Origin of the sequence: Lysobacter sp. Root983, assembly GCF_001429345.1 — a bacterium.
Taxonomy (GTDB): domain Bacteria; phylum Pseudomonadota; class Gammaproteobacteria; order Xanthomonadales; family Xanthomonadaceae; genus Lysobacter.
The window spans coordinates 153,018-174,096 of sequence record NZ_LMJO01000001.1 but is presented as its reverse complement, the minus strand read 5'-3'; the positions used below and the strand labels follow the sequence as shown (position 1 = coordinate 174,096).

The window sequence follows — 21,079 nt, the reverse complement described above, 5'->3', positions numbered from 1 at the left end:
ACGCGGTCGTGGCCGAGCGCGCCCAACGCCTGCGTAGAGGATTAGTGTCGGCAGGTCCGCCCCCGCGGGCCTCGCCTACCCAAGACATGGAGACCAGTCGAATGAAGCTATTGCACCTCGTGTCCGGCACCGCCGTTCTGGCCGGCGCCATCGCCGCGGCCACCGCCGCCGGCCCCGCCGCCCCGACCAATCCGCTGCGCGTGAGCATCAACGCCTTCGACGGCGGCGCCCAGGCGCTCAGCGCCGACGCCGGCGCGCTGCAGGGCGCGGTCGAAATCGCGGTCACCAACACCAGCCGCCGCACCGTGCGCCTGCCCAAGTGGCAGCTGCCGACCGAAGTGCTGGATGCCAATCTGTTCGAAGTCAGCGTCGACGGCGTCAAGCTCGACTACCAGGGCCCGATGATCAAGCGTGGCGCGCCGCAGGCGGCCGACTTCACGATCCTGCGTCCGGGCGAAACCTACCGCGTGGTGGTCGACCTGGCCTCGGCCTACGACCTCTCGCAGGCCGGCGACTACACCGTCACCTACAACGCCCCGCTGCAGTTCGCCTCCACCGACGACCGCAAGCTGCTCAACCAGGCCAACGGCCTGCCGATGAGCGCGCGCAGCGCGCCCTTGCGTCTGTGGCTGGACGGCGGCGCCAAGCTCGACGCCGCGCAGCGCGTGAGCGCGGCGGCCAAGCCGGTCGGCCCCTTGCAGGTGGTCAACGGCGTCAACTACGTCGGCTGCACCAGCGCACGCATCACCACCGCAGGGCAGGCCGTGACCGCGGCGCGCAACTACTCCGAGAACGCCAAGGGCTATCTAAACGGCGGCACCGTCGGCGCGCGCTACACCACCTGGTTCGGCGCCTACACCTCGTCGCGCTACAGCACCGCGCGCCAGCACTTCGTCTCGATCGACGCGGCGATGGACCAGAACAGCGGCCAGATCACCATCAACTGCGGCTGCACCAGCAGCGCCTACGCCTACGTGTATCCGAACCAGCCTTACCAGATCTACGTGTGCAAGGCGTTCTGGAACGCACCGCTGACCGGCACCGACTCCAAGGCCGGCACCCTGATCCACGAGATGAGCCACTTCAACGCGGTCGCCGGCACCGACGATCACGTCTACGGCCAGACCGGCGCCAAGAATCTGGCGATCAGCAATCCGACCAACGCGTTGGATAATGCCGACAACCACGAGTACTTCGCCGAGAACACCCCGTTCCAGAACTAAGCGTCGACTATCCAACGACGCGGCGATACCGGAAAGCGGTCCGTTTCGACGGGCCGCTTTCTTTATGTTTCGAAATCGCAAGTTTTAGAAACTTTAGCGGGCGAGTGGGCGTCGGCCGCAGATACACGCCGAGAATAAATCCCGAAAAAAGAAAAACCCGGCTCGCGCCGGGTTTTTCAGGTCCTGAACGCCCCCTTGCGGCGACGCTTCGATCAGGGGTGTTGCCTTACAGCGGTTCGACGGCGTCGGCCTGCAGACCCTTCTGGCCCTGCACGACGGTGAAGGAGACCTTCTGGCCTTCCTTCAGGCTCTTGAAGCCCTGGGACTGGATCGCACGGAAGTGCACGAACACGTCCTCGCCGTTCTCGCGGCTGATGAAGCCGAAGCCCTTGGCATCGTTGAACCACTTGACGGTACCGAATTCACGGTTCGACATTTTTACTTGCTCCTTGAAACGTTGGTTGTTTAACCGCAGCTCGCGCTGCGTGCTGGTTGCAAGGAGGAAGCGAGGTGCAACGATGTAGCGGATCGAGGATCAACCGCATCGGGCCACGATTCACGGTGACCCTTGGCAAACACAGCGCCCGCAACTTACCCCGCTATGGGGCAAAATGCAAACAGCCCGGACAGCCTGTCCGGACGGGGGTTCTGGATGGATTTCACGACTGTTTATTACGTACTGGCCGGGCTGCTGATCCTGGTCGGAATCGCCGGTACGGTACTGCCGGCACTGCCGGGTTTGCCGCTGGTTTTCGCCGGCATGCTGCTGGCCGCCTGGGCCGGCAAATTCGAACAGGTCGGCTGGATCATGCTGACCGTGCTGGGGCTGTTGACCCTGGTATCGCTGGCCGTGGATTTCCTGGCCACGGCGATGGGCGCCAAGCGCGTCGGCGCCAGCAAGCTGGCCCTGATCGGCGCCGTGGTAGGCACCTTCGGCGGTCTGTTCGTGGGCGGCCCGATCGGCCTGTTTGCCGGCCCCTTCGTCGGCGCTCTGGTCGGCGAGCTGATCCATAGCCGTCAGCTCGGTCAGGCGACCAAGGTCGGGGTCGGCACCTGGGTCGGCATTCTGATCGGCACGGTGCTGAAACTCGGCCTCGCATTCGCGATGCTCGCGCTATTCGCCGCGGCCTGGATTTTCTAGGCCGATAGTTACTAGCGAGTTTCGCGGGAGGCCGGCTTGGATACTAAAAGCGCGGCTGAAGCTCGAACTCATGAAAACTGGAAACCGCAGGCAGTGGAAGACACACTGTCTGCGTAATCGCTTCGATCATGGAACCCGCACATGCGTTCAGCCGCGAACCGTCCCGCCCGCTCCCGCCCCAACGCCCACGCCGCGGTCCGCCCGCTGCTGTGGGCGCTGGCGGCCGCGGCGCCCTTGGCCGCGTCGGCGCAACCGGTGCCGGCCCCGGCCACGCCCGAGGCCTGCACCGCGATCGCCGGCGACGCCGATCGCCTGGCCTGTTACGACAAGGCGCTCAACCGGCAGGCCCCGGACACCCGCGCCGCCGACGTGGCGGCCAAGGAAGCCAAGGCGATCCAGCGCAATCTGGAACTGGCCGACCAGATCGAAGGCAAGGCGCCGCCGGTCGAAGCCGAAAGCCAGCGCCGCCGCAACGACCTGTATTCCAGCGAGGCGCCGTTGGACAGCGCGATCGCCAACGCCGGCAAGGGCGGCCTGCTCGACAGCCGCTGGGAACTGGCCAAGGACTCCAAGCTGGGCGTGTTCAACTTCCGCGCCTACAAGCCGGTGTATCTGTTGCCGGCGTTCTGGACCAGCGACATCAACGAACAGCCCTACTCGCCCAACCCGCGCAACCAGGTCCCGACCCCGCAAGCGCTGGACAGCGTCGAGGCCAAGTTCCAGCTGAGCTTCAAGACCAAGGCGGTAGAGAACCTGTTCGGCGACAACGGCGACATCTGGATGGGCTACACCCAGAGCTCGCGCTGGCAGGTCTACAACGCCGACAACTCGCGGCCGTTCCGCGAGACCAACTACGAGCCGGAAGTGCTGCTGGTATTCCGCAACAACTACCGCATCGGCGGCTGGAACGGGCGCATGGCCGCGATCGGCCTCAACCACCAGTCCAACGGCCGCGCCGATCCGCTCTCGCGCAGCTGGAATCGGGTGATCGCCAACATCGGCCTGGACCGCGAGGACTGGGCGCTGACCCTGCGGCCGTGGTGGCGCATCTCCGACGGCAACGACGACGACAATCCGGATATCGAGGACTACATCGGTCGCGGCGACATGACCCTGGTCCACCGCCGCGGCGGCCACGAGTTCAGCCTGATGGCGCGGCATTCGCTGCGCGGCGGCGACCGCTCGCACGGCGCGGTCCAGTTCGACTGGGCGTTTCCGATCCACAATTCGCTGCGCGGCCGCCTGCAGATCTTCGATGGTTACGGCGAGAGCCTGATCGACTACAACCATCGCGCGACCTACATCGGCCTGGGCGTATCGCTGCTGGAATGGTACTGAGCGCACGAAACGCGCAAGACGGGCCCCGCCCGTTCGCAAACCGCGCGACTACGCTGGGGTAGGCTCGACCTACCCCACGCACGCGCGAGACTCCCCATGAAAATGCGCCGCATTCTGTCGCTGGACGGCGGCGGCATCCGCGGACTGGTCAGCTGCCTGTGGCTGGGCGGCGTCGAACAGGCGCTGGCCCAGGCCGGCAAGCCCGGATTGCCGCAGGCCTTCGACCTGCTCGCGGGCAGTTCCACCGGCGCCATCGTCGCCTCGGGCCTGGCGATCGGCCTGGCCCCGATCAAGATGGCCGACCTCTACCGCGATCACCGCCACGCCATTTTCCCGGGCATCGCCGGGCGCCTGTGGACGCGCGCCGGCAGCCTGCTGTCGACCGGCGTGTCGGCGCCCAAGTACGACGCCAAGGGTTTGGAGCAGGTGCTGAAACAGGTGTTCGGCGACGCCACCCTGGGCGATGCCCAGGTGCCGCTGCTGATCACCGCCTACGACACCGTGTCGCGCACGCCGGTGATGTTCAAGAGCTTCAACGCCAAACACCGCGACCTGCCGCTGTGGGAGGTCTGCCGCGCCTCGTCGGCGGCGCCGACCTATTTCCCCGCGCATGCGATGAAGATAGAGGGCCGCGACTGCGCCCTGATCGACGGCGGCGTGGTCGCCAACAACCCCACCGCCTGCGCGATCGCCGAGGCCCTGCGCAAGGACGCCCAGGTCGACAACAGCCGCGACCTGGTGGTGCTGTCGGTCGGCACCGGCGAGCGCACGCGCAGCATCTCGCTGGCCTCGGCGCGCGAGTGGGGCGCGCTGGAATGGGCGGTGCCGATCATCGACGTGCTGTTCGACGGCAGCACCGACTCGGTCGACTACATCGCCCGGCAACTGGTCGGCGACGGCTACTTCCGCATGCAGGAGCACCTGCACATCGGCCTGGACGATCTGGACGACACCAGCTCGACCAACCTGATCGCGCTGGAGTTCATGGCCAAGGAGTATCTGGCCAAGGCGGACACCCAGCAGATGCTGGCGGAGCTGGCGCGGCAGCTGTAGGCCCGCACCTGCGGCCGGTCGTATCGGCTTGGCGGGCAAGGCCGTGCGGACCGGCGCGCGCAGGCGTTAGGCTAGGCGTGCCGCCGCCTCGCGGTGTACCCCGCTCGCAGACATGACGTCGACCGCCACCCGCCCCCGCCGTTCGTTTTTCGCCTACGCCTCGGCCCTGCTGGGCCTGCTCAGCCTGATGGCGGTGTGGTGCTTCCACTTTCCCGAGTTGTTGACCAGCAAGGAATTCCGCGCGGTCTACAACGAGACCTTCGCCCGCCACCTGCTGCTGGTGGGCCTGGTGGCGGCGTTCGTGCTGGGCACCGTGGCGATCCTGCGCGACCGCAATAGGCGCGTGGCCATGCTCGGCGTCGGCGGCGCGACCCTGGCGGTGCTGCTGGGCGGCAGCAACGTGCAATTCGACGCGATCGGCCAGACGCCGTATTCGCTGGGGCTGGACTGGTTCGTGATCTCGCTGTTCTTCTCGGCGCTGGTGTTCGTGCCGTTGGAACACTACCTGGGACGCCGCCGGGTCTCGCCGCTGCGGCGTGGCTGGCGCACCGACGTGGCCTACTTTTTCATGAGCCATGTACTGGTGCAGTTCATCCTGATCCTGGTCACGGCGTCGACCTCGACCATCGCCGGGCTGGCGGTCTTTCCCGGCCTGAAAGCCGCGATCCAGTCCTTGCCGGTGTGGGCGCAATTCCTGATCGCGGTGTTCATCGCCGATCTGGCGCAGGCGCTGCTGCACCGCGCGTATCACAACATCCCCTGGCTCTGGCGCTTCCATGCCGTGCACCATTCCAGCCGCGAGATGGACTGGCTGGCGGGCTCGCGCATCCATTTCGTCGAGATCGTGCTGACCCGCAGCGCGGTGCTGCTGCCGCTGCTGATCCTGGGCTTTTCCACCCCCGCGGTGAACGCCTACGTCATTCTGGTGGGTCTGCAAGCAGTGCTGGCGCACGCCAATCTCGGCATCCGCTTCGGCTGGCTGGAGTACCTGCTGGTGCTGCCGCGCTACCACCACTGGCACCACGCCCGGCAGTACGACTACATCGACGTGAACTACGCCATCCACCTGCCGCTGGTGGACATGCTGATGGGCACCTTCAAGCTGCCGCGCGATCGCGACGCCTGGCCGCAGGAGTACGGGGTGATGAAGCTGGAGAGCGTGCCACGCGGCATCGTCGAGCAGCACCTGATGCCGTTCCGCAAGGGCAAGCATTACGACGACCACGTGGCGTGACGGCGCATGCGCCGGCAGCGGCCGGGTTCGTCGATGCCTGAGTTGCGCGGTCGCGGCCGACGCCGCTCCTCCCCCAAGGCGAATCTGCGCTCATAAAGCGCAACGCCCGGCGCGGGCCGGGCGTTGCGAGGACGACGGGTCCGGCGCTCAGGCCGGCTCGACCACGACCGGGATCTTGCCGATCCGCGCCTGCCATTCTTTCGGGCCGGTCTTGTGCACCGACTCGCCGGCGCTGTCGACCGCCACCGTGACCGGCATATCCTGCACGGTGAATTCGTAGATCGCTTCCATGCCAAGGTCGGCGAACCCGACCACGCGCGAGGCCTTGATCGCCTTCGACACCAGGTAGGCCGCGCCGCCGACCGCCATCAGATACACCGAGCGGTGCTTCTTGATCGCCTCGATCGCGACCGGGCCGCGTTCGGCCTTGCCGACCATGCCCAGCAGGCCGGTCTGCGCCAGCACCTGCTCGGTGAACTTGTCCATGCGCGTGGCCGTGGTCGGACCGGCCGGGCCGACGACTTCGTCGCGCACCGGATCGACCGGGCCGACGTAGTAGATGAAGCGGCCCTTGAAATCGACCGGCAAGGGCTCGCCCTTGTTGAGCATGTCGACCATGCGCTTGTGCGCGGCGTCGCGCCCGGTCAGCAGCTTGCCGTTGAGCAGCAGCACTTCGCCCGGCTTCCAGCTCGCCACGTCTTCCGGCGTGACCGTGTCCAGATCGACGCGACGGCCCTTGGAGGCGTCGTAGGTCAGCTTCGGCCAGTCTTCCAGCGAGGGCGGATCCAGCATCACCGGGCCGCTGCCGTCGAGGGTGAAGTGGGCGTGGCGGGTGGCGGCGCAGTTCGGAATCATCGCCACCGGCAGATTGGCCGCGTGGGTCGGGTAATCCTTGACCTTGATGTCCAGCACCGTGGTCAGGCCGCCCAGGCCCTGCGCGCCGATGCCCAGCGCGTTGACCTTCTCGTACAGCTCCAGGCGCAGCTCTTCGGCGCGGTTGCTGGCGCCGCGCGCCTGCAGCTCGGTGATGTCGATCGGCTCCATCAGCGATTCCTTGGCCAGCAACATCGCCTTCTCGGCGGTGCCGCCGATGCCGATGCCGAGCATGCCCGGCGGGCACCAGCCCGCGCCCATGGTCGGCACGGTCTTGAGTACCCAATCGACGATGGAATCGGAGGGGTTGAGCATCGCGAACTTGGACTTGGCTTCCGAACCGCCGCCCTTGGCCGCGACGATCACGTCGACCGTATTGCCCGGCACGACCTTCACGTTGACGACGGCCGGGGTGTTGTCCTTGGTGTTGCTGCGTTTGCCGGCCGGATCGGCCAGCACGCTCGCGCGCAGCTTGTTGTCGGGGTGGTTGTAGGCGCGACGCACGCCCTCGTTGACCATGTCCTCCACGCCCATGGTGGCGCCGTCCCAGCGCACGTCCATGCCGATTTCCAGGAACACGGTGACGATGCCGGTGTCCTGGCAGATCGGCCGGTGGCCCTCCGCGCACATGCGCGAATTGATCAGGATCTGGGCGATCGCGTCCTTGGCGGCGACGCTCTCCTCGCGCTCGTAAGCGGCGGCGAGATTCTTGATGTAGTCGACCGGGTGGTAGTAGCTGATGTACTGCAGGCCATCGGCGATGGACTGGATCAGGTCGTCCTGGCGGATGACGACTGGGCCGCTGGAGGCGGCGGGGGACGGGCTGGCGGTCACGGCGGGCTTAAGCTGGCGGTGGGGACGGCTATTCTACTCGCCCGGCATGTCGCGCCGCCTGCGGCCGCCGAGCATCCCGGGCCGGGACCGCGCCGCCGCCGCTCCGTGCGGGAAGGCCCCGTGACCTTGGCCACGGGGCGCGTTTGCGCCGCTCGCGCACACTGCCACCCTTCCGATTCGCTGGTGCAGCTTTGGCAAGAACCTCGACGATCGCCCGCAAACGCGCATCCGCCGCCTGGCGTGCCTGCCTGCTCGCGCTGCTGATCCTGCCCGCCCACCTGTTCGCCGCCGTCCCCGGGGTGGCCGCGCCGGAGCCGGACGTCGCCACTACCTTGCGGCAACAGGGCCTGACCGGCGCGACCTGGGCGCTGGTCGAACCGCAGCGCGTGCGGATCGGCGCGGCCGGTCTCAAGGACGCCCGCACCGGTACGCCGCTGCGCGCCGAGGATCGGGTGCTGGTCGGCTCGATCGCCAAGACCATGCTCGCCACCGGCGTGTTGCGGCTGGTCAGCCAGGGCCGGCTGCGCCTGGACCAGCCGGTGACCGAATTGCTGCCCGGCATCGCCTTCGACAACCCTTGGGCCGCGACCGATCCGGTGCGCCTGCGCCATCTGCTCGACCAAAGCGCCGGCCTCGACGACGCGCGCTTCAGTCAGGTGTTCAGCCGCAAGCCCACGCCCGACACGCCGCTCGCGCTGGCGTTCGCGCGCGAAGACGGCCGCCTGCGCGTGCGCTCGCGGCCCGGCACGCGCATGTCCTACTCCAATAGCAGCTACACCCTGCTGGGCATGGTGGTGGAGGCCACGGTCGGTCAGCGCTACGAAGCGTATCTGGACCGCGAACTGCTGCAGGCGCTGGGCATGCGCGACAGCAGCTTCGCCTACACGGACCAGCACCGCGATCCGCGCCTGGCGATGGGCCATTTCGACGATGGCAGCGCGCATCCGATCGTGCCGATCTATCTGCGGCCTGCCGGGCAGTTCAGCACCACCGCCGCCGACATGGCGCGGTTCGCGCGCTTCCTGATGAGCGACGGCCGCGTCGGCGGCGCGCCCTTCATCGACCCGACGCTGCTGCGCGGCATGGGCCGCCCCACCGGCACCGAAGGGGCGAATGCTGGACTCGGCGTCGGCTATGCCCTGGGCCTGTTCGCACGCGACCGCCACGGCGTTTTCGGGCACTGCCACGGCGGCAGCACGATCGGCTACCGGGCGATGCTGTGCGTGTTTCCGCAGCAGCAGCGCGCGTTCTTTCACACCACCAACACCGACAGCGAAACCGCCGACGCCGGTGCGCTGGACCGGACCCTGATCCAGGCCCTGGACCTGCCTGCGCCGACGCTCGCTGCGAAGCGGCGCAGCGCGCTGTCGCTGCCGGCGTGGGAAGGCTATTACGTGCCCGCGCCCAATCGCTTCGCCAGCTTCGCCTGGCTGGACACCACGCTGGGGTTCGTCCGGCTGCGCCGCGAAGGCGACGGCCTGCGCCTGCTGCCGTTCCAGGGCCAGCCGACCGCGCTGACGCCGCTGGGCGGTGCCCTGTTCCGCGCCGAAGGTCGAACCCGGGCTTCGCACGCGCTGCTCACCGCTGCCGACGGCGCTCAGGTACTCACCACCGGCACCCAGAGCTACCAGCGCATCGCGCTGTGGAAACTGCTGGCGCTGTGGGCCAGCCTGGCCGCGGGAGGCCTGGGCCTGCTGTGGTTGATGCTGGGCGGCAGCCTGCGCGCCGCGCTGCGCCGCTTGCGCCGACGCGACCCCGTCTTCGCGCCGTGGCTGGCGACGTTGGCCTTGCTGCTGCCGCTGCCGTTCTTCTATCGCCAGTCGTTCCTGCAACTGGGCGACCTCACCTTCGGCAGCGGCCTGCTCACCGCGGTCGCCTGCGCCCTGCCCGGCGCGCTGCTGTTCGGCCTGTGGCGCCATCTGCGCTTGCGACCGGCGGGCATCGTGGCGGAGCTGGATGCGGTGGCGATGCTCGCACTGCTGCAATGGACGCTGGTGCTGGCGGCCTGGGGGCTGTGGCCGCTACGGTTGTGGGCCTGAGCGAAGCCAGGCCCGGCACCGGATTACTTCACCAGCGCTTCCGAATTCGGAACGATCAGCACACCGGAGAAGCCCAGGCCCGCGGCCTGCACCGTCGACGGCGCCAGCGCACGGATCAGGGTGTGGGTCTCGTCGCGACGCACGAACTCGTACTTCACAGCGGCATGGAAGCGCGGCGCCAGCGCTTCCACCTCGACCTTCATCTTGGCGAATTCGCCGGCTCGTCCTTCCAGATCGAGCTGCAGCACCTTCAAGGTCTCGATGTAGGAGTCGCGCAGCTGGGTTTCCAGCACCGCGCGTTCCGCTTCCGGCAGGCCGGCCACGACCGCCGCCGAGGCGACACGCGCCGGCAGCACGCGCGAATAGCGTCCGCGCCAACCGTCCAGGTCGACATCGACGATGGTCCAGAAGATCAGGCGCTCCTGCTTGTCGCGGGTCAGGTAGAGGCTAGGCCGCAGCTTGGCCTCGCGGCTGGCCGACGCGCTCGCCGGCATCGCCGTCAATGCGGCCAGCAGCAGCGCATCCGGCGCGAAGCCGAGCTTGCCGCGCAGGGCCTCGGCCTCGCGCGCGGTGTTCTTCTGGATCGCGAGGGCGTTGGCGCCCGCGCCGAACGGGCCGAGCAGCAGGCCGCCGGCCACGCCCATGCCGCCGAAGTCCTGGCGGTAGCCGACGCTGCGCGCCTCGTCGAGATAGGCGACGCCGGAAACCTCCGGCGGCAGCGCACCGCGCTCGCCTTCGACCAGTCGCACCTCGCCCGCTGCCGAGGCCGCGGGCGGCAGCGCGTACTGGAGCTTGCGCGCGCCCGCAGGCGCGCTGGCGAAGCCGATCGCGAGGATCAGCGCAGACGCAAGAATTCTCATGGTTCCCCTGATAGTGACGTAGTCGCGACGCCGGCGCGCGGTACGGGATTGCGCCGATTCGCCGCGTGATTGTTCGGCGCGCGCTCCTGCGCCGTCAAGAAAAACCCGGCGCCGTGCGCCGTGGCGGTGGCGCTGCTGACAAAAGCTGGCAGCCGCGCGCCTTAGCCTGAGGCCATTCCCGCCATCGCCGAGGCACCGCCGCATGTCCACCCCCACCACCGTCCTGCTGCATGGCGCCGGCGTCGGCGCCTGGGTCTGGGATCGCGTGATCGAACGCATGGCGGTCCCCGCGATCGCGCTGGATATCGCGGGTCGGCACGCCGACGCGACGCCGGAGCGCTGCGCACGGGCGCTGATAGCCGAACTGGACCGTCGCGGCCTCGACGAGGTGACGATCGTCGCGCACTCGCTGGCCGGCGTGCTGATGCCGGAGCTGGCCGCGGGCCTGGGCGCGCGTCTGCGCCATGCCCTCTATCTGGCCGCGGTGGTGCCGCCGCCGGGCGGCGCCTTCGTCGATGCGCTGGGCACGGTCGAACGCACCCTGCTGCGCCTGTTGTTCCGCTTCAACCGCGACGGGCTCGCGCCCGGGCCGGCGATGATCCGCAAGGAACTGTGCAACGACCTCGACGAGGCCAGCGCGGCCCTGGTGGTCTCGCGCTACCAAGCCGAGTTCCCTGGCCTCTACCTCACGCCCACATGCGCGCAGCCGGTGCGCGCGGCCGCGACCTATCTGCGCTTGTTGCGCGACCGCAGCCTGCTGCCGGCGCGCCAGGACGCGATGATCGCGCGCCTGCCGCAGGCGCGGGTGCACGACCTCGACGCCGGCCATCTGGCCATGCTGTCGGCGCCGGCGCAGCTGGCCGAACGCCTGACCGCGATCGCGCTGGCCTGCCCCGCGGAGCGCGCCGCGGCTTGAGGGCGAACCGCTCGCGGCGGCGCCGGCGGGCTTCGTCGCGGCTATGCTGCATGCAGGCCTCCACCTCGATGCCGCCGCGATGACGCACAGCCTGGACTCCGCATTGCCCACACCGATCCCGACGCCGTCGCTGGCTGCGCGCTACCTGCGCGTGGATCACGCCGGCGAGTTCGGCGCGATCCAGATCTATCGCGCCCAGATCCTGGTCGGGCGCTGCCTGGGCCGCCCCTCGGTTGGCCTGTTGGAAGACTTCCTCAGTCACGAGCGCCGCCATCTAGCCACCTTCGACGACATCCTCGCCGCGCGCGGCATCCGCCGTTGCCGCAGCTTCCTGTGGTGCGGCGTCGGCGGATATGCCTTGGGCCTGATCACCGCCCTGCTGGGCGAGCGCGCGGTCATGGCCTGCACGCGCTCGATCGAGACCGTGGTCAACCGCCATCTAGAGGAACAGCTCGCCCACATGGCGCATAGCGATCCGGATGCGCACGCCGCGGTGGCCTCGATCGTGCACGACGAACTCGAGCACCGCAACGTCGCCGCCGAGCGCGTCGGCCGCGACGATGCGCTCACCCGCGGCATCGATGCGGTGGTCGCGGCCTCCACCGAAGCGGTGATCCGGCTGGGTATGCGCCTGTGAGCCGCGTCGCTTTCACGGCCCTCTAGCGCAGCCCAGGCACAATCCGGCCATGCCCTCGCCCGCCGACGCCGCCCCGCCCGCCTCCGACCCGAGCGCACCTGGCCAGAACGCTCCTGGACAGAGCACGCCCGGCCGCAACGCCGGCCGATCGAGCGGCAAGCCCAGCCTGCGCGAGCGTTTCGACGCGCTGCGCAATCTGCCGCCGTTCCTGCGCCAGATATGGCAGACCAGCCGTAGCCTGACTCTGATTACGCTGGGCCTGCGTTTGGTGCGCGCGTTCCTGCCGGTCGCGACCCTGTACGTCGGCAAGCTCATCATCGACGAGGCGGTGCGCCTGGTCGCGGCCGGCGTCGAGTTCGAATCGGTGCGCGCCGCGCTCGACGGCGGACAGCTCACCACCCTGCTCGGCCTGCTGGCGCTGGAGTTCGGGCTGGCGATCGGCTCGGACCTGCTCGGCCGCCTGATCAGCTACGGCGATTCGCTGCTGTCGGAATTGTTCACCAACGCCACCAGCGTGCGCCTGATGGAGCACGCCGCGACCTTGGACCTGGAGGACTTCGAGGACCCCGACCTGCAGGACAAGCTGGACCGCGCGCGTCGCCAGACCATGGGGCGCATGAACCTGATGAGCCAGTTGTTCGGCCAGGTCCAGGACACGATCACGGTGATCAGCTTCGCGATCGGCTTGCTGGTGTACGCGCCCTGGCTGATCCTGCTGCTGGCGGTGGCGCTGATCCCGGCCTTCGTCGGCGAGGCGCATTTCAACGCCTTGGGTTATTCGCTCAACTTCGCCTGGACGCCCGAGCGCCGCCAACTCGAGTACGTGCGCCAGATGGGCGCCAGCGTCGAGACCGCCAAGGAGGTGAAGATCTTCAATCTTCACCGTTATCTGATCGCCAAGTACCGCGAGCTGGCGGACAAGTTCTTCAAGGCCAACCGTTCGCTGGCGCGGCGGCGCGCGTTCTGGGGCACGCTGCTGGCGGCGCTGGGCACGCTGGGCTACTACGTCGCCTACGCCTACATCGCCTGGCGCACGGTCAAGGGCGATTTCAGCATCGGCGACCTGACCTTCCTGGCCGGCAGCTTCCGGCGCCTGCGCCAGCTGCTGGAAGGTCTGTTGGTGGGGTTCTCGCAGGTGGCCGGCCAGGCCCTGTATCTGGACGACCTGTTCTCGTTCTTCGAGATCGAACCGGAGATCGTCTCGCCCGCCGATCCGCTGCCGGTACCGCGCCCGATTGCGCGCGGCTTCGCGTTCGAGAACGTCGGCTTCCGCTATCCCGATGCCGAGCGCTGGGCGCTGCGCGGGCTGAATTTCGAACTGCGCGCGGGTGAAGTGCTGGCCCTGGTCGGCGAGAACGGCGCCGGCAAGACCACCCTGGTCAAATTGCTGGCACGCCTGTACGACCCCGACGAAGGCCGCATCCTGCTCGACGGCCGCGACCTGCGCGAATACGACCTGGACGAGCTGCGTGCCAACATCGGCGTTATCTTCCAGGACTTCGTGCGCTACCACCTCACCGCCGGCGAGAACATCGGCGTCGGCCAGATCGACGCCATGCACGACGAGGAACGCATCCGCAACGCGGCCCGGCGCGCCATGGCCGACCAGGTCATCGAATCGCTGCCGCAGGGCTACGACCAGCAGATCGGGCGCCGCTTCAAGACCGGCGTCGACCTCTCCGGCGGGCAGTGGCAGAAGATCGCGATCGCGCGCGCCTACATGCGCGATGCCCAGGTCATGATCCTGGACGAACCGACCGCGGCCCTGGACGCGCGTTCGGAGTTCGAGGTATTCCAGCGCTTCAAGGAGTTGTCGGACGACCGCACCGCGGTGCTGATCTCCCACCGCTTCAGCAGCGTGCGCATGGCCGATCGTATCCTGGTGCTCGCCGAAGGCCGACTCGAGGCCAGCGGCACCCATACCGAGCTGCTCGCGCAAGGCGGGCGCTACGCCGAACTGTTCGAATTGCAAGCCGCCGGTTATCGCTAAGGAGATTCCCCGCATGGTTGTCCGTCACCGCAGCATCGCGCTCGCCCTTGCCCTCGCTTGCGCCCTGGTCGCCTGCGACAAGACCCCGGCCCAGGACAGCGCCGCGGCGCGGCCCGCGCCGGCGCAGCAGAAAGCCCAGCAACTGGCCAGCGAACGCGGGCCGATCCAGGTCACCGAGATCGCCCACGGCCTGGAGCAGCCCTGGAGCGTGGCGCTGCTGCCCGACGGCGGCTTCCTGGTCACCGAACGGCCGGGGCGTTTGCGCCGGATCGGCGCGGACGGCGCGATCTCGGCGCCGCTGGCCAACGTGCCGCAAGTCTGGGCCGAGGGCCAGGGCGGCCTGCTCGACGTGGTGCTGGCGCCGGACTTCGCCAGCAGCAAGCGTATCTACCTCAGTTTCGCCGAGCCGGGCCCCAACGGCAGCGCCGGCACCGCGGTCGCCACGGCGACGCTGGGCGATACCGGCCTGAGCGAGGTCGAAGTGATCTACCGCCAGCAGCCCAAGCTGGTCGGGCCTAACCACTTCGGTTCGCGCATCGCCTTCGACGGCCACGGGCATGTCTTCATCACCCAAGGCGAGCGCCAGGAGCGCATGGCCTCGCAGGATCTGAAGATGCTGCAGGGCAAGCTGGTGCGCCTGAACCTGGACGGGAGCGTGCCGACCGACAATCCCTATGTCGGCCGCAGCGATGCGCGCGCCGAGATCTGGAGCTACGGCCATCGCAACATGCAGTCGCTGGCGCTGGATCCGCGCAGCGGCAAGCTGTGGGAAGCCGAGCACGGCCCGCGCGGCGGCGACGAGATCAATCTGCCCGAGCCGACCAAGAATTACGGCTGGCCCATTATCACCAATGGCATCGACTACAGCGGCCTGCCGATCTCGGAAGCCGAGGGCAAGAGCAAGCCCGGCATGGAATCGCCGTACCACGTGTGGGCGAAATCGCCGGGGCTGTCTGGCATGGCCTTCTATACCGGCCGCCCCGACTCGCCCTGGAACGACAGCCTGTTCCTGGGCGCGCTCGCCGACGGCAACCTGATCCGCCTCACGCTGGATGGCGACAAGATCGTCAAGGAAGAGCGCCTGCTCAAGGAGCTCGGCTTGCGCATCCGCGACGTGCGTGTTGGCGCGGACGGCAAGGTCTATGTGCTGACCGACGAGAAGGACGGCAAGTTGTTGCGCTTGGATCCGCCGGGGAAGGCTGGCGGCTGAGTAGAGCTGCGTTGCGAGGCAACGCGGCGATAGCCGTGTTGCCGTGTTGCCGTGGCGACGTGCGATTACGCGACGATGCGGTTCGCCTAGGGCTCACCGCATCCTACGGTCGAGGCCAATGACGTGGGGCTGCGGCGCCCTAAAGTCGCTGGATCCCCGCCTTCGCGGGGATGACGAGCAAAAACAGGCGCGAGGGATGGCTTTGGGACCACCCTACGCGGCATGGGCATCGTGGGATCAGTTCTTCTGCTTAGCCCGCGCGAACGCATCAGCCAACGCCCCGCCCATCGGCGCATTGCCCTTGCCCGCCGGCGCGAACGAACCGCCGCGGGCGGGCGGCTCGCGACGTCCGCCACGGCCGCCATCGCCGCCGCGCGGACCACCGCGATCCGCGCCGGCGCGATCGCCGCTGCCCGGCGGACGCGGCGCCGGCACCGCGTCATCGAGGCGTCGGGTGAGTGCGATGCGCTTGCGCGCGATGTCGACTTCCAGCACCCGCACCTTGACCACGTCGCCGGCCTTGACCGCCTCGCGCGGGTCCTTGATGTACTTGTCCGACAGCGCCGAGATATGGATCAGGCCGTCCTGGTGCACACCGATATCGACGAAGGCACCGAATGCGGCGACGTTGCTGATCACGCCCTCCAGGATCATGCCGACCTTGAGGTCCTTGAGATCCTCGACGCCGTCGGCGAAACGCGCGGCCTTGAACTCGGGACGCGGATCGCGGCCGGGTTTTTCCATTTCCTTGAGGATGTCGCGCACCGTCGGCAGGCCGAAGGTGTCGTCGGTGTACTGCTCGGCCTTGAGCCCGCGCACGAACTGCGGGTCGCCCAGCAGTTGCTTCACCTCGCGGCCGCACTGCTGGACGATGCGCTCGACCACGGGATAAGCCTCGGGGTGCACCGCCGAGGCGTCCAGCGGCTGATCGCCGTCGACGATGCGCAGGAAGCCCGCGCACTGCTCGAACGTCTTGTCGCCCAGGCGCGGCACTTTCAACAAGGCCTTGCGCGAGGCGAAGGGACCGTTCTCGTCGCGGTGACGCACGATGTTCTCGGCGACCGTGCTGGACAGGCCCGACACGCGCGCGAGCAGCGCGGCCGACGCGGTGTTCACGTACACGCCGACCGCGTTCACGCAGTCCTCGACGCGCGCGTCCAGCGCGCGCGCGAGGCGGTACTGGTCGACGTCGTGCTGGTACTGGCCAACGCCGATCGCCTTGGGCTCGATCTTGACCAGCTCGGCCAGCGGATCCTGCAGCCGCCGCGCGATCGAGACCGCGCCGCGGATGCTCACGTCCAGGTCCGGAAATTCCTTGGATGCGAACTCGGAAGCCGAGTACACCGACGCGCCGGCCTCGCTGACCACGATCTTGGTCAGCTTCAGCTCGGGCGCCAGCTTGATCAGATCGCCGGCCAGTTTGTCGGTTTCGCGCGAGGCGGTGCCGTTGCCGATCGAGATCAGTTCGACCGCATGCTTGGCGCACAGCGCGCGCAGGGTGTGCAGCGACTGGTCCCACTGCTTGCGCGGTTCGTGCGGGTAGATGGTGTCGTGGGCGACCAGTTTGCCGGTGGCGTCGACCACCGCGACCTTGACGCCGGTGCGCAGGCCCGGGTCCAGTCCGAGCACCGCGCGCGGGCCGGCCGGTGCGGCCAACAACAGATCCTTGAGGTTGTCGCCGAACACGTCGATGGCTTCGGCCTCGGCCTTCTCGCGCGCCTGCCCGAACAGGTCCAGCAGCAGGTGCAGGTGCAGCTTGGCGCGCCAGGTCATGCGGCAGGCGTCGAGCAGCCAGCGGTCGCCGGCGCGGCCGCGGTCGGCGACACCGGCATGCAAGGCGACGCGGCCTTCGCCGTAAGCGTGGCCGGCAGCGGGATCGGTGGTGGGTTCCAGATCCAGGTACAGCACTTCCTCGCGGCGCGCGCGGAACAGCGCCAGCAGGCGGTGCGAGGGAATCTTGGCCAGCGCTTCGGCGTGGTCGAAGTAGTCGCGGTACTTGGCGCCCTCGTTCTCCTTGCCCTCGACCACGCGCGCACGGATCACGCCGGTCTGGTGCAGCCAGGTGCGCAGCTCGCCGACCAGCGCGGCGTCCTCGCCCCAGCGCTCCATCAGGATCGCGCGCGCGCCGTCCAGCGCGGCCTTGACGTCGGCGACCTGTTTTTCCTCGCTGACGAATTCGGCGGCGTAGACCTCGGGCTGCAGGGTCGGGTCGGCGAGCAGTCCGTCGGCGAGCGGCTCCAGGCCGGCCTCGCGCGCGATCTGGGCCTTGGTGCGGCGCTTGGGCTTGTACGGCAGGTACAGATCTTCCAGGCGCGCCTTGCTGTCGGCGGCCTCGATGTCGGCGCGCAACGCGTCGGTGAGCTTGCCTTGTTCGGCGATGCTCTCCAGCACCGCGGCGCGGCGGTCCTCGAGCTCGCGCAGATAACGCAGGCGGCCCTCGAGATCGCGCAACTGGGTGTCGTCCAGCCCGCCGGTGACTTCCTTGCGGTAGCGCGCGATGAACGGCACCGTCGCGCCCTCGTCGAGCAGGGCGATGGCGGAGCGGGCCTGGGCCGGTTGCGCGCCGATCTCGGCGGCGATGGTGCGTGCGATCTGTTCGGCGATCTGCGGTGCGGACTTCGAGGTCGTGTCTTGCATTGCTTCCAATCGGTCTGGCACCCGCTAGCTGCGGGCTGGACCGATTGTCGCAACGCCGGGCGGCAGGGGAAACCCGTTGACAGCGGGCGCGGAAGCGGGGTCGTTTCCGCGCCGTCGCCGCTGCCGCGGGATTCGTGCTATATCGCGCGAACCGCTGGCTGCGTTCACGGAGCGAACCATGGCGACCGCCCTGCCCCCGGCCCTGGCGCTGCTGCGGGCCATTTCCGATCCTTTTCCGGTCACGGCCATCGACATCCGCGCGCGTCTGCGCTTGCAGGATTTCGCGGTCGACACGGCCCAGGCGACCGCGTTCGTGGCGCGCTCGATCGAGACGATGCTGGTGCTGCCGATCCGCATGCAATGGGATATCGCCGCGCGTCTGGCCGAACCGGTCGGCATGCACTGGGAGCGGATGTTCGTCGCCAGCGCCGAGGCGCCTTCGCAACGCCTGGTCCACGAGCGCGTGATCGAACAGCGCGTCGAGCTGGAACCCCTGATCGAGCGGCTCGCGTGGCAATTGCGCCGCATCCTCGCCCAGTTCACTCCCGACGACCCCGAATCCGGCGCCGGCAACCCCCTGCGCGAACCCGACCAGGGCGGAAGCCCCGGGGGCGCGGCGGTGGCCGCCAGTTTCGAATCGACGGTCGTCGCCTACGGCGCCGATGCGGATACCTGGATACAGCCGCTCGAACAGGAAGCGATGCTGGTGGAGATCGAGCCCGACTACTACCGCGAAGCCGACCTCGAGCCCGACGTCGATCCGGACGACGAAGCCCGCTACGACCGGGGCATGAACCTATGAGCAAGGTCGCCTTCGACATCGACCAGGCCATCGCGGAAGTCAGCCGGATCGCCGACGCGCTGGGCGCGCACGTGAAGGATAGCCATCTGCGCCACAGCAACAAGAACCACGAGAAGGGCAAGTGCTACGAAGCCTGGGTGATGCTGGCGTTCTCGGCCGCGTTGGTGGATGAACTGAAAACCCGTTCGCTGGCGTCGTACCACGCCCATTGGCATCTCGGCTCCGGCGCTGCGGCCAAGAGTAGCGACCGTGCGGTGTTTCGCGGCAGCCCCGGCCTGCTCGGCGCGGGCACCAACAGTCCGGGGTACATCGCCCTCTACCGGAACGCGCAGCCGATCGCGCAACTGCACAACTCGCTCACGTTCACCGGTCGCAGCGGTGTCGGGCACGAATTCGATATCGCCCTGCTGCGCCCGGGCGCCGTGGACGAGGAACGTGCGCGTATCGCCGCAGGCGGCGCCACCGAGGGCGGTCATAGGATGCCGGCGTTGATGGCGCTGGAGCTCAAATGCCACGCGACCGATGTCGCGATCGGTATCGCGCGCCAGGCCGTCGCCACTCGCTTCGACATATCGCTCAATGCCTGGCCCGCGACGCAACAGCCCTATCTGCCCGCCAACCCGCCCGGCAGCCGTCACGCGATGGTCTGCTACGAAGGCTTCAGCGAGGGGGCCCTCAATTTCGGCCGTGCCTATCGGATCGGCGCCTACCCCCGGATCGGCAGAGAACTCGATCCCGCCTGGGCGGGCCCGGAGACCATCGCCGCGCTGGCCGCCGACATGGTGGCGGCGGTCTGAACCGCTGCCACGGCCGTCGTGCGACAGATGAGAGTCAATCTCATCAATCGGCTACAATGCGCTCCCAGCTCCACACCCCTGCCCCGCATGTCCTCCGCTTTTGGCACCGAGACGGTGCTGGACGTCCGTCACTGGACCGACGACTACTTCAGCTTCACCACCACCCGCGACGACGGATTCCGCTTCGACAACGGCCAGTTCGTGATGATCGGACTGCAGGTGCCGCAGGCGGACGGTTCGTCCAAGCCGTTGCTGCGCGCGTATTCGATCGCCAGCGCTAACTGGGAAGAACAGCTGGAGTTCTTCAGCATCAAGGTGCCCAACGGGCCGTTGACCTCGCGCCTGAAGGAAATCCGTCCCGGCGATGAGGTGCTGATCGGCCGCAAGCCCACCGGCACCCTGCTGATCCACGACCTGCACCCGGGCCGCAATCTGTATCTGTTGGGCACCGGCACCGGCTTCGCGCCGTGGCTGTCGATCATCAAGGATCCGGAGACCTACGAACGCTTCGAGCGCGTGATCCTGTGCCACGGCGTGCGCAGCGCGCAAGACCTGGCCTACCGCGATTACATCGTCAACGAGCTGCCCAAGCACGAATTCATGGGCGAGCAGATCGCGGCCAAACTGCTGTACTACCCGGCGGTGAGCCGCGAGGGCTTCGATTTCGCCGGCCGCGACCAGCGCGGGCGCCTGACCGAAATGATGGCCACGGGACGCATGATGGAGCAGCTCGGGATCGAGCCGCTGGCGGCCGAACACGACCGCGCCATGATCTGCGGCAGCCCGCAGATGCTGGCCGATTTCCGCGAACTGCTGGACAGCCGCGGCTTCGGCGCGGCGCCGCGTATCGGCGTCCCCGGCCAGTACGTGTACGAGCGCGCGTTCGTCGAGAAATGAGCGCGCGCCCGCCCTCGCCGCTGCCCCATACGCTGCGGAGCTGGCTGTTCACAACGATGCTGGCGCTGCTGTGCGGCGCGGCGCTGCTGCCGGCGCAGGCCGCGACGGGCGACGCCACACCGGCGAGCGCGACCGCGCAGGGCCCGCAGGTCGGCGACCTGCCGCCCGACTGGCTGGGGCTGGACCGCGACGGTAAGTCGATCCAGGTCAGCCACTACCGCGGCAAGGTGGTGCTGGTGGTGTTCTGGGCCGGCTGGTGCGAGCAATGCCGGCGCGAGCTGCCGCAGCTGTCGGCGCTGCAGACCGGATTCGGCCGCGAGCGCCTGCAGATCGTCGCGATCAACTACGCCGAACCGCAGCGCGACTACGAGGCCTTCCTGCGCCAGAACCCCGGCCTGGACCTGTTGACGCTGCGCGACCCGGGCACGGTCGCGCGCTACTACCGGGTGCGCGCGGTCCCCAACGCCTTCCTGATCGACACTCGCGGCCGGATCGCGCACGTGCAGCGCGGCTACACCCCGCAGAAGGTCGAGCGCCTGGTGCGCGAGCTGCACGCCCTGCTGCCGCCGCCGGCCGCGCAGGCCGGCCGCGACTGAGA

At 68.5% G+C, this 21,079-nt stretch carries 18 protein-coding genes; 14 read left to right on the top strand and 4 right to left on the bottom strand.

Annotation, left to right across the window (positions count from 1 at the left end; all coding sequences use genetic code 11):
• Nucleotides 1-101 precede the first annotated feature (101 nt).
• Entirely contained in the window at nt 102-1,223 is a 1,122-nt protein-coding gene (locus ASE43_RS00825) for a M35 family metallo-endopeptidase (RefSeq protein WP_056174265.1), read from the top strand.
• 226 nt (nt 1,224-1,449) lie between these two features.
• On the opposite strand, the gene ASE43_RS00820 is transcribed toward ASE43_RS00825, so the two are convergent.
• Complete coding sequence (locus tag ASE43_RS00820; protein ID WP_055906256.1) at nt 1,450-1,659, bottom strand: cold-shock protein; 210 nt, start codon at nt 1,657-1,659, stop codon at nt 1,450-1,452.
• 216 nt (nt 1,660-1,875) lie between these two features.
• Here ASE43_RS00820 and ASE43_RS00815 point away from each other — a divergent pair, with 216 nt between their 5' ends.
• The 4 genes from ASE43_RS00815 (at nt 1,876) to ASE43_RS00800 (ending at nt 5,989) form a co-directional block, all read left to right on the top strand.
• Nucleotides 1,876-2,364: a DUF456 domain-containing protein gene (locus ASE43_RS00815; protein WP_056174262.1), complete on the top strand. Its 489-nt coding sequence runs from the start codon at nt 1,876-1,878 to the stop codon at nt 2,362-2,364.
• 141 nt (nt 2,365-2,505) lie between these two features.
• Nucleotides 2,506-3,702: a phospholipase A gene (locus ASE43_RS00810; protein WP_056174260.1), complete on the top strand. Its 1,197-nt coding sequence runs from the start codon at nt 2,506-2,508 to the stop codon at nt 3,700-3,702.
• Between the two features lie 96 nt (nt 3,703-3,798).
• A complete protein-coding gene (locus ASE43_RS00805) occupies nt 3,799-4,755 on the top strand; it encodes a patatin-like phospholipase family protein (RefSeq protein WP_057159157.1) in 957 nt (318 codons plus the stop codon).
• A 112-nt stretch (nt 4,756-4,867) separates the two neighbouring features.
• On the top strand, nt 4,868-5,989 hold the full coding sequence (locus tag ASE43_RS00800; protein ID WP_057159156.1) for a sterol desaturase family protein: 1,122 nt from the start codon (nt 4,868-4,870) through the stop codon (nt 5,987-5,989).
• Nucleotides 5,990-6,136: 147 nt separating this feature from the next.
• On the opposite strand, the gene ASE43_RS00795 is transcribed toward ASE43_RS00800, so the two are convergent.
• Nucleotides 6,137-7,696 carry a fumarate hydratase gene (locus tag ASE43_RS00795; protein WP_235567137.1) on the bottom strand — a complete coding sequence of 520 codons (1,560 nt, stop codon included), beginning with the start codon at nt 7,694-7,696 and terminating at the stop codon, nt 6,137-6,139.
• A gap of 191 nt (nt 7,697-7,887) precedes the next feature.
• Here ASE43_RS00795 and ASE43_RS00790 point away from each other — a divergent pair, with 191 nt between their 5' ends.
• Nucleotides 7,888-9,735, top strand: a complete 1,848-nt coding sequence (locus tag ASE43_RS00790; protein ID WP_057159155.1) for a serine hydrolase domain-containing protein — start codon at nt 7,888-7,890, stop codon at nt 9,733-9,735.
• A gap of 23 nt (nt 9,736-9,758) precedes the next feature.
• On the opposite strand, the gene ASE43_RS00785 is transcribed toward ASE43_RS00790, so the two are convergent.
• Complete coding sequence (locus ASE43_RS00785; RefSeq protein ID WP_057159154.1) at nt 9,759-10,595, bottom strand: hypothetical protein; 837 nt, start codon at nt 10,593-10,595, stop codon at nt 9,759-9,761.
• A 202-nt stretch (nt 10,596-10,797) separates the two neighbouring features.
• Here ASE43_RS00785 and ASE43_RS00780 point away from each other — a divergent pair, with 202 nt between their 5' ends.
• From ASE43_RS00780 to ASE43_RS00765, 4 genes are all read left to right on the top strand, one after another.
• A complete protein-coding gene (locus tag ASE43_RS00780; RefSeq protein WP_057159153.1) occupies nt 10,798-11,511 on the top strand; it encodes an alpha/beta fold hydrolase in 714 nt (237 codons plus the stop codon).
• A 79-nt stretch (nt 11,512-11,590) separates the two neighbouring features.
• Entirely contained in the window at nt 11,591-12,148 is a 558-nt protein-coding gene (locus tag ASE43_RS00775) for a demethoxyubiquinone hydroxylase family protein (protein WP_162258737.1), read from the top strand.
• Nucleotides 12,149-12,197: 49 nt separating this feature from the next.
• Nucleotides 12,198-14,138, top strand: a complete 1,941-nt coding sequence (locus ASE43_RS00770; protein ID WP_082607023.1) for an ABC transporter ATP-binding protein — start codon at nt 12,198-12,200, stop codon at nt 14,136-14,138.
• 13 nt (nt 14,139-14,151) lie between these two features.
• The gene (locus tag ASE43_RS00765) at nt 14,152-15,348 is read left to right on the top strand and encodes a PQQ-dependent sugar dehydrogenase (protein WP_057159151.1); all 1,197 of its coding nucleotides are present in this window, start codon (nt 14,152-14,154) and stop codon (nt 15,346-15,348) included.
• 237 nt (nt 15,349-15,585) lie between these two features.
• Here ASE43_RS00765 and ASE43_RS00760 read toward each other — a convergent pair whose 3' ends face one another.
• On the bottom strand, nt 15,586-17,985 hold the full coding sequence (locus ASE43_RS00760) for a Tex family protein (RefSeq protein WP_056174244.1): 2,400 nt from the start codon (nt 17,983-17,985) through the stop codon (nt 15,586-15,588).
• A gap of 178 nt (nt 17,986-18,163) precedes the next feature.
• On the opposite strand from ASE43_RS00760, the gene ASE43_RS00755 reads away from it, so the two are divergent.
• From ASE43_RS00755 to ASE43_RS00740, 4 genes are all read left to right on the top strand, one after another.
• Nucleotides 18,164-18,787, top strand: coding sequence for a hypothetical protein (locus ASE43_RS00755; protein ID WP_057159150.1), 624 nt, complete (start codon nt 18,164-18,166; stop codon nt 18,785-18,787).
• On the top strand, nt 18,784-19,584 hold the full coding sequence (locus ASE43_RS00750) for a hypothetical protein (RefSeq protein WP_057159149.1): 801 nt from the start codon (nt 18,784-18,786) through the stop codon (nt 19,582-19,584). Before ASE43_RS00755 ends, ASE43_RS00750 begins: the two co-directional genes overlap by 4 nt.
• An 87-nt stretch (nt 19,585-19,671) precedes the next feature.
• Entirely contained in the window at nt 19,672-20,481 is an 810-nt protein-coding gene (locus tag ASE43_RS00745; RefSeq protein ID WP_057159148.1) for a ferredoxin--NADP reductase, read from the top strand.
• The gene (locus tag ASE43_RS00740; protein WP_057159147.1) at nt 20,478-21,077 is read left to right on the top strand and encodes a TlpA disulfide reductase family protein; all 600 of its coding nucleotides are present in this window, start codon (nt 20,478-20,480) and stop codon (nt 21,075-21,077) included. Before ASE43_RS00745 ends, ASE43_RS00740 begins: the two co-directional genes overlap by 4 nt.
• Nucleotides 21,078-21,079 lie beyond the last annotated feature (2 nt).

Coding starts and splice junctions, on each gene's coding strand:
- ASE43_RS00825 (WP_056174265.1), top strand. CDS start 102: ATGAAGCTATTGCACCTCGTGTCCGGCACCGCCGTTCTGGCCGGCGCC.
- ASE43_RS00820 (WP_055906256.1), bottom strand. CDS start 1,659: ATGTCGAACCGTGAATTCGGTACCGTCAAGTGGTTCAACGATGCCAAG.
- ASE43_RS00815 (WP_056174262.1), top strand. CDS start 1,876: ATGGATTTCACGACTGTTTATTACGTACTGGCCGGGCTGCTGATCCTG.
- ASE43_RS00810 (WP_056174260.1), top strand. CDS start 2,506: ATGCGTTCAGCCGCGAACCGTCCCGCCCGCTCCCGCCCCAACGCCCAC.
- ASE43_RS00805 (WP_057159157.1), top strand. CDS start 3,799: ATGAAAATGCGCCGCATTCTGTCGCTGGACGGCGGCGGCATCCGCGGA.
- ASE43_RS00800 (WP_057159156.1), top strand. CDS start 4,868: ATGACGTCGACCGCCACCCGCCCCCGCCGTTCGTTTTTCGCCTACGCC.
- ASE43_RS00785 (WP_057159154.1), bottom strand. CDS start 10,595: ATGAGAATTCTTGCGTCTGCGCTGATCCTCGCGATCGGCTTCGCCAGC.
- ASE43_RS00780 (WP_057159153.1), top strand. CDS start 10,798: ATGTCCACCCCCACCACCGTCCTGCTGCATGGCGCCGGCGTCGGCGCC.
- ASE43_RS00775 (WP_162258737.1), top strand. CDS start 11,591: ATGACGCACAGCCTGGACTCCGCATTGCCCACACCGATCCCGACGCCG.
- ASE43_RS00770 (WP_082607023.1), top strand. CDS start 12,198: ATGCCCTCGCCCGCCGACGCCGCCCCGCCCGCCTCCGACCCGAGCGCA.
- ASE43_RS00765 (WP_057159151.1), top strand. CDS start 14,152: ATGGTTGTCCGTCACCGCAGCATCGCGCTCGCCCTTGCCCTCGCTTGC.
- ASE43_RS00760 (WP_056174244.1), bottom strand. CDS start 17,985: ATGCAAGACACGACCTCGAAGTCCGCACCGCAGATCGCCGAACAGATC.
- ASE43_RS00755 (WP_057159150.1), top strand. CDS start 18,164: ATGGCGACCGCCCTGCCCCCGGCCCTGGCGCTGCTGCGGGCCATTTCC.
- ASE43_RS00750 (WP_057159149.1), top strand. CDS start 18,784: ATGAGCAAGGTCGCCTTCGACATCGACCAGGCCATCGCGGAAGTCAGC.
- ASE43_RS00745 (WP_057159148.1), top strand. CDS start 19,672: ATGTCCTCCGCTTTTGGCACCGAGACGGTGCTGGACGTCCGTCACTGG.
- ASE43_RS00740 (WP_057159147.1), top strand. CDS start 20,478: ATGAGCGCGCGCCCGCCCTCGCCGCTGCCCCATACGCTGCGGAGCTGG.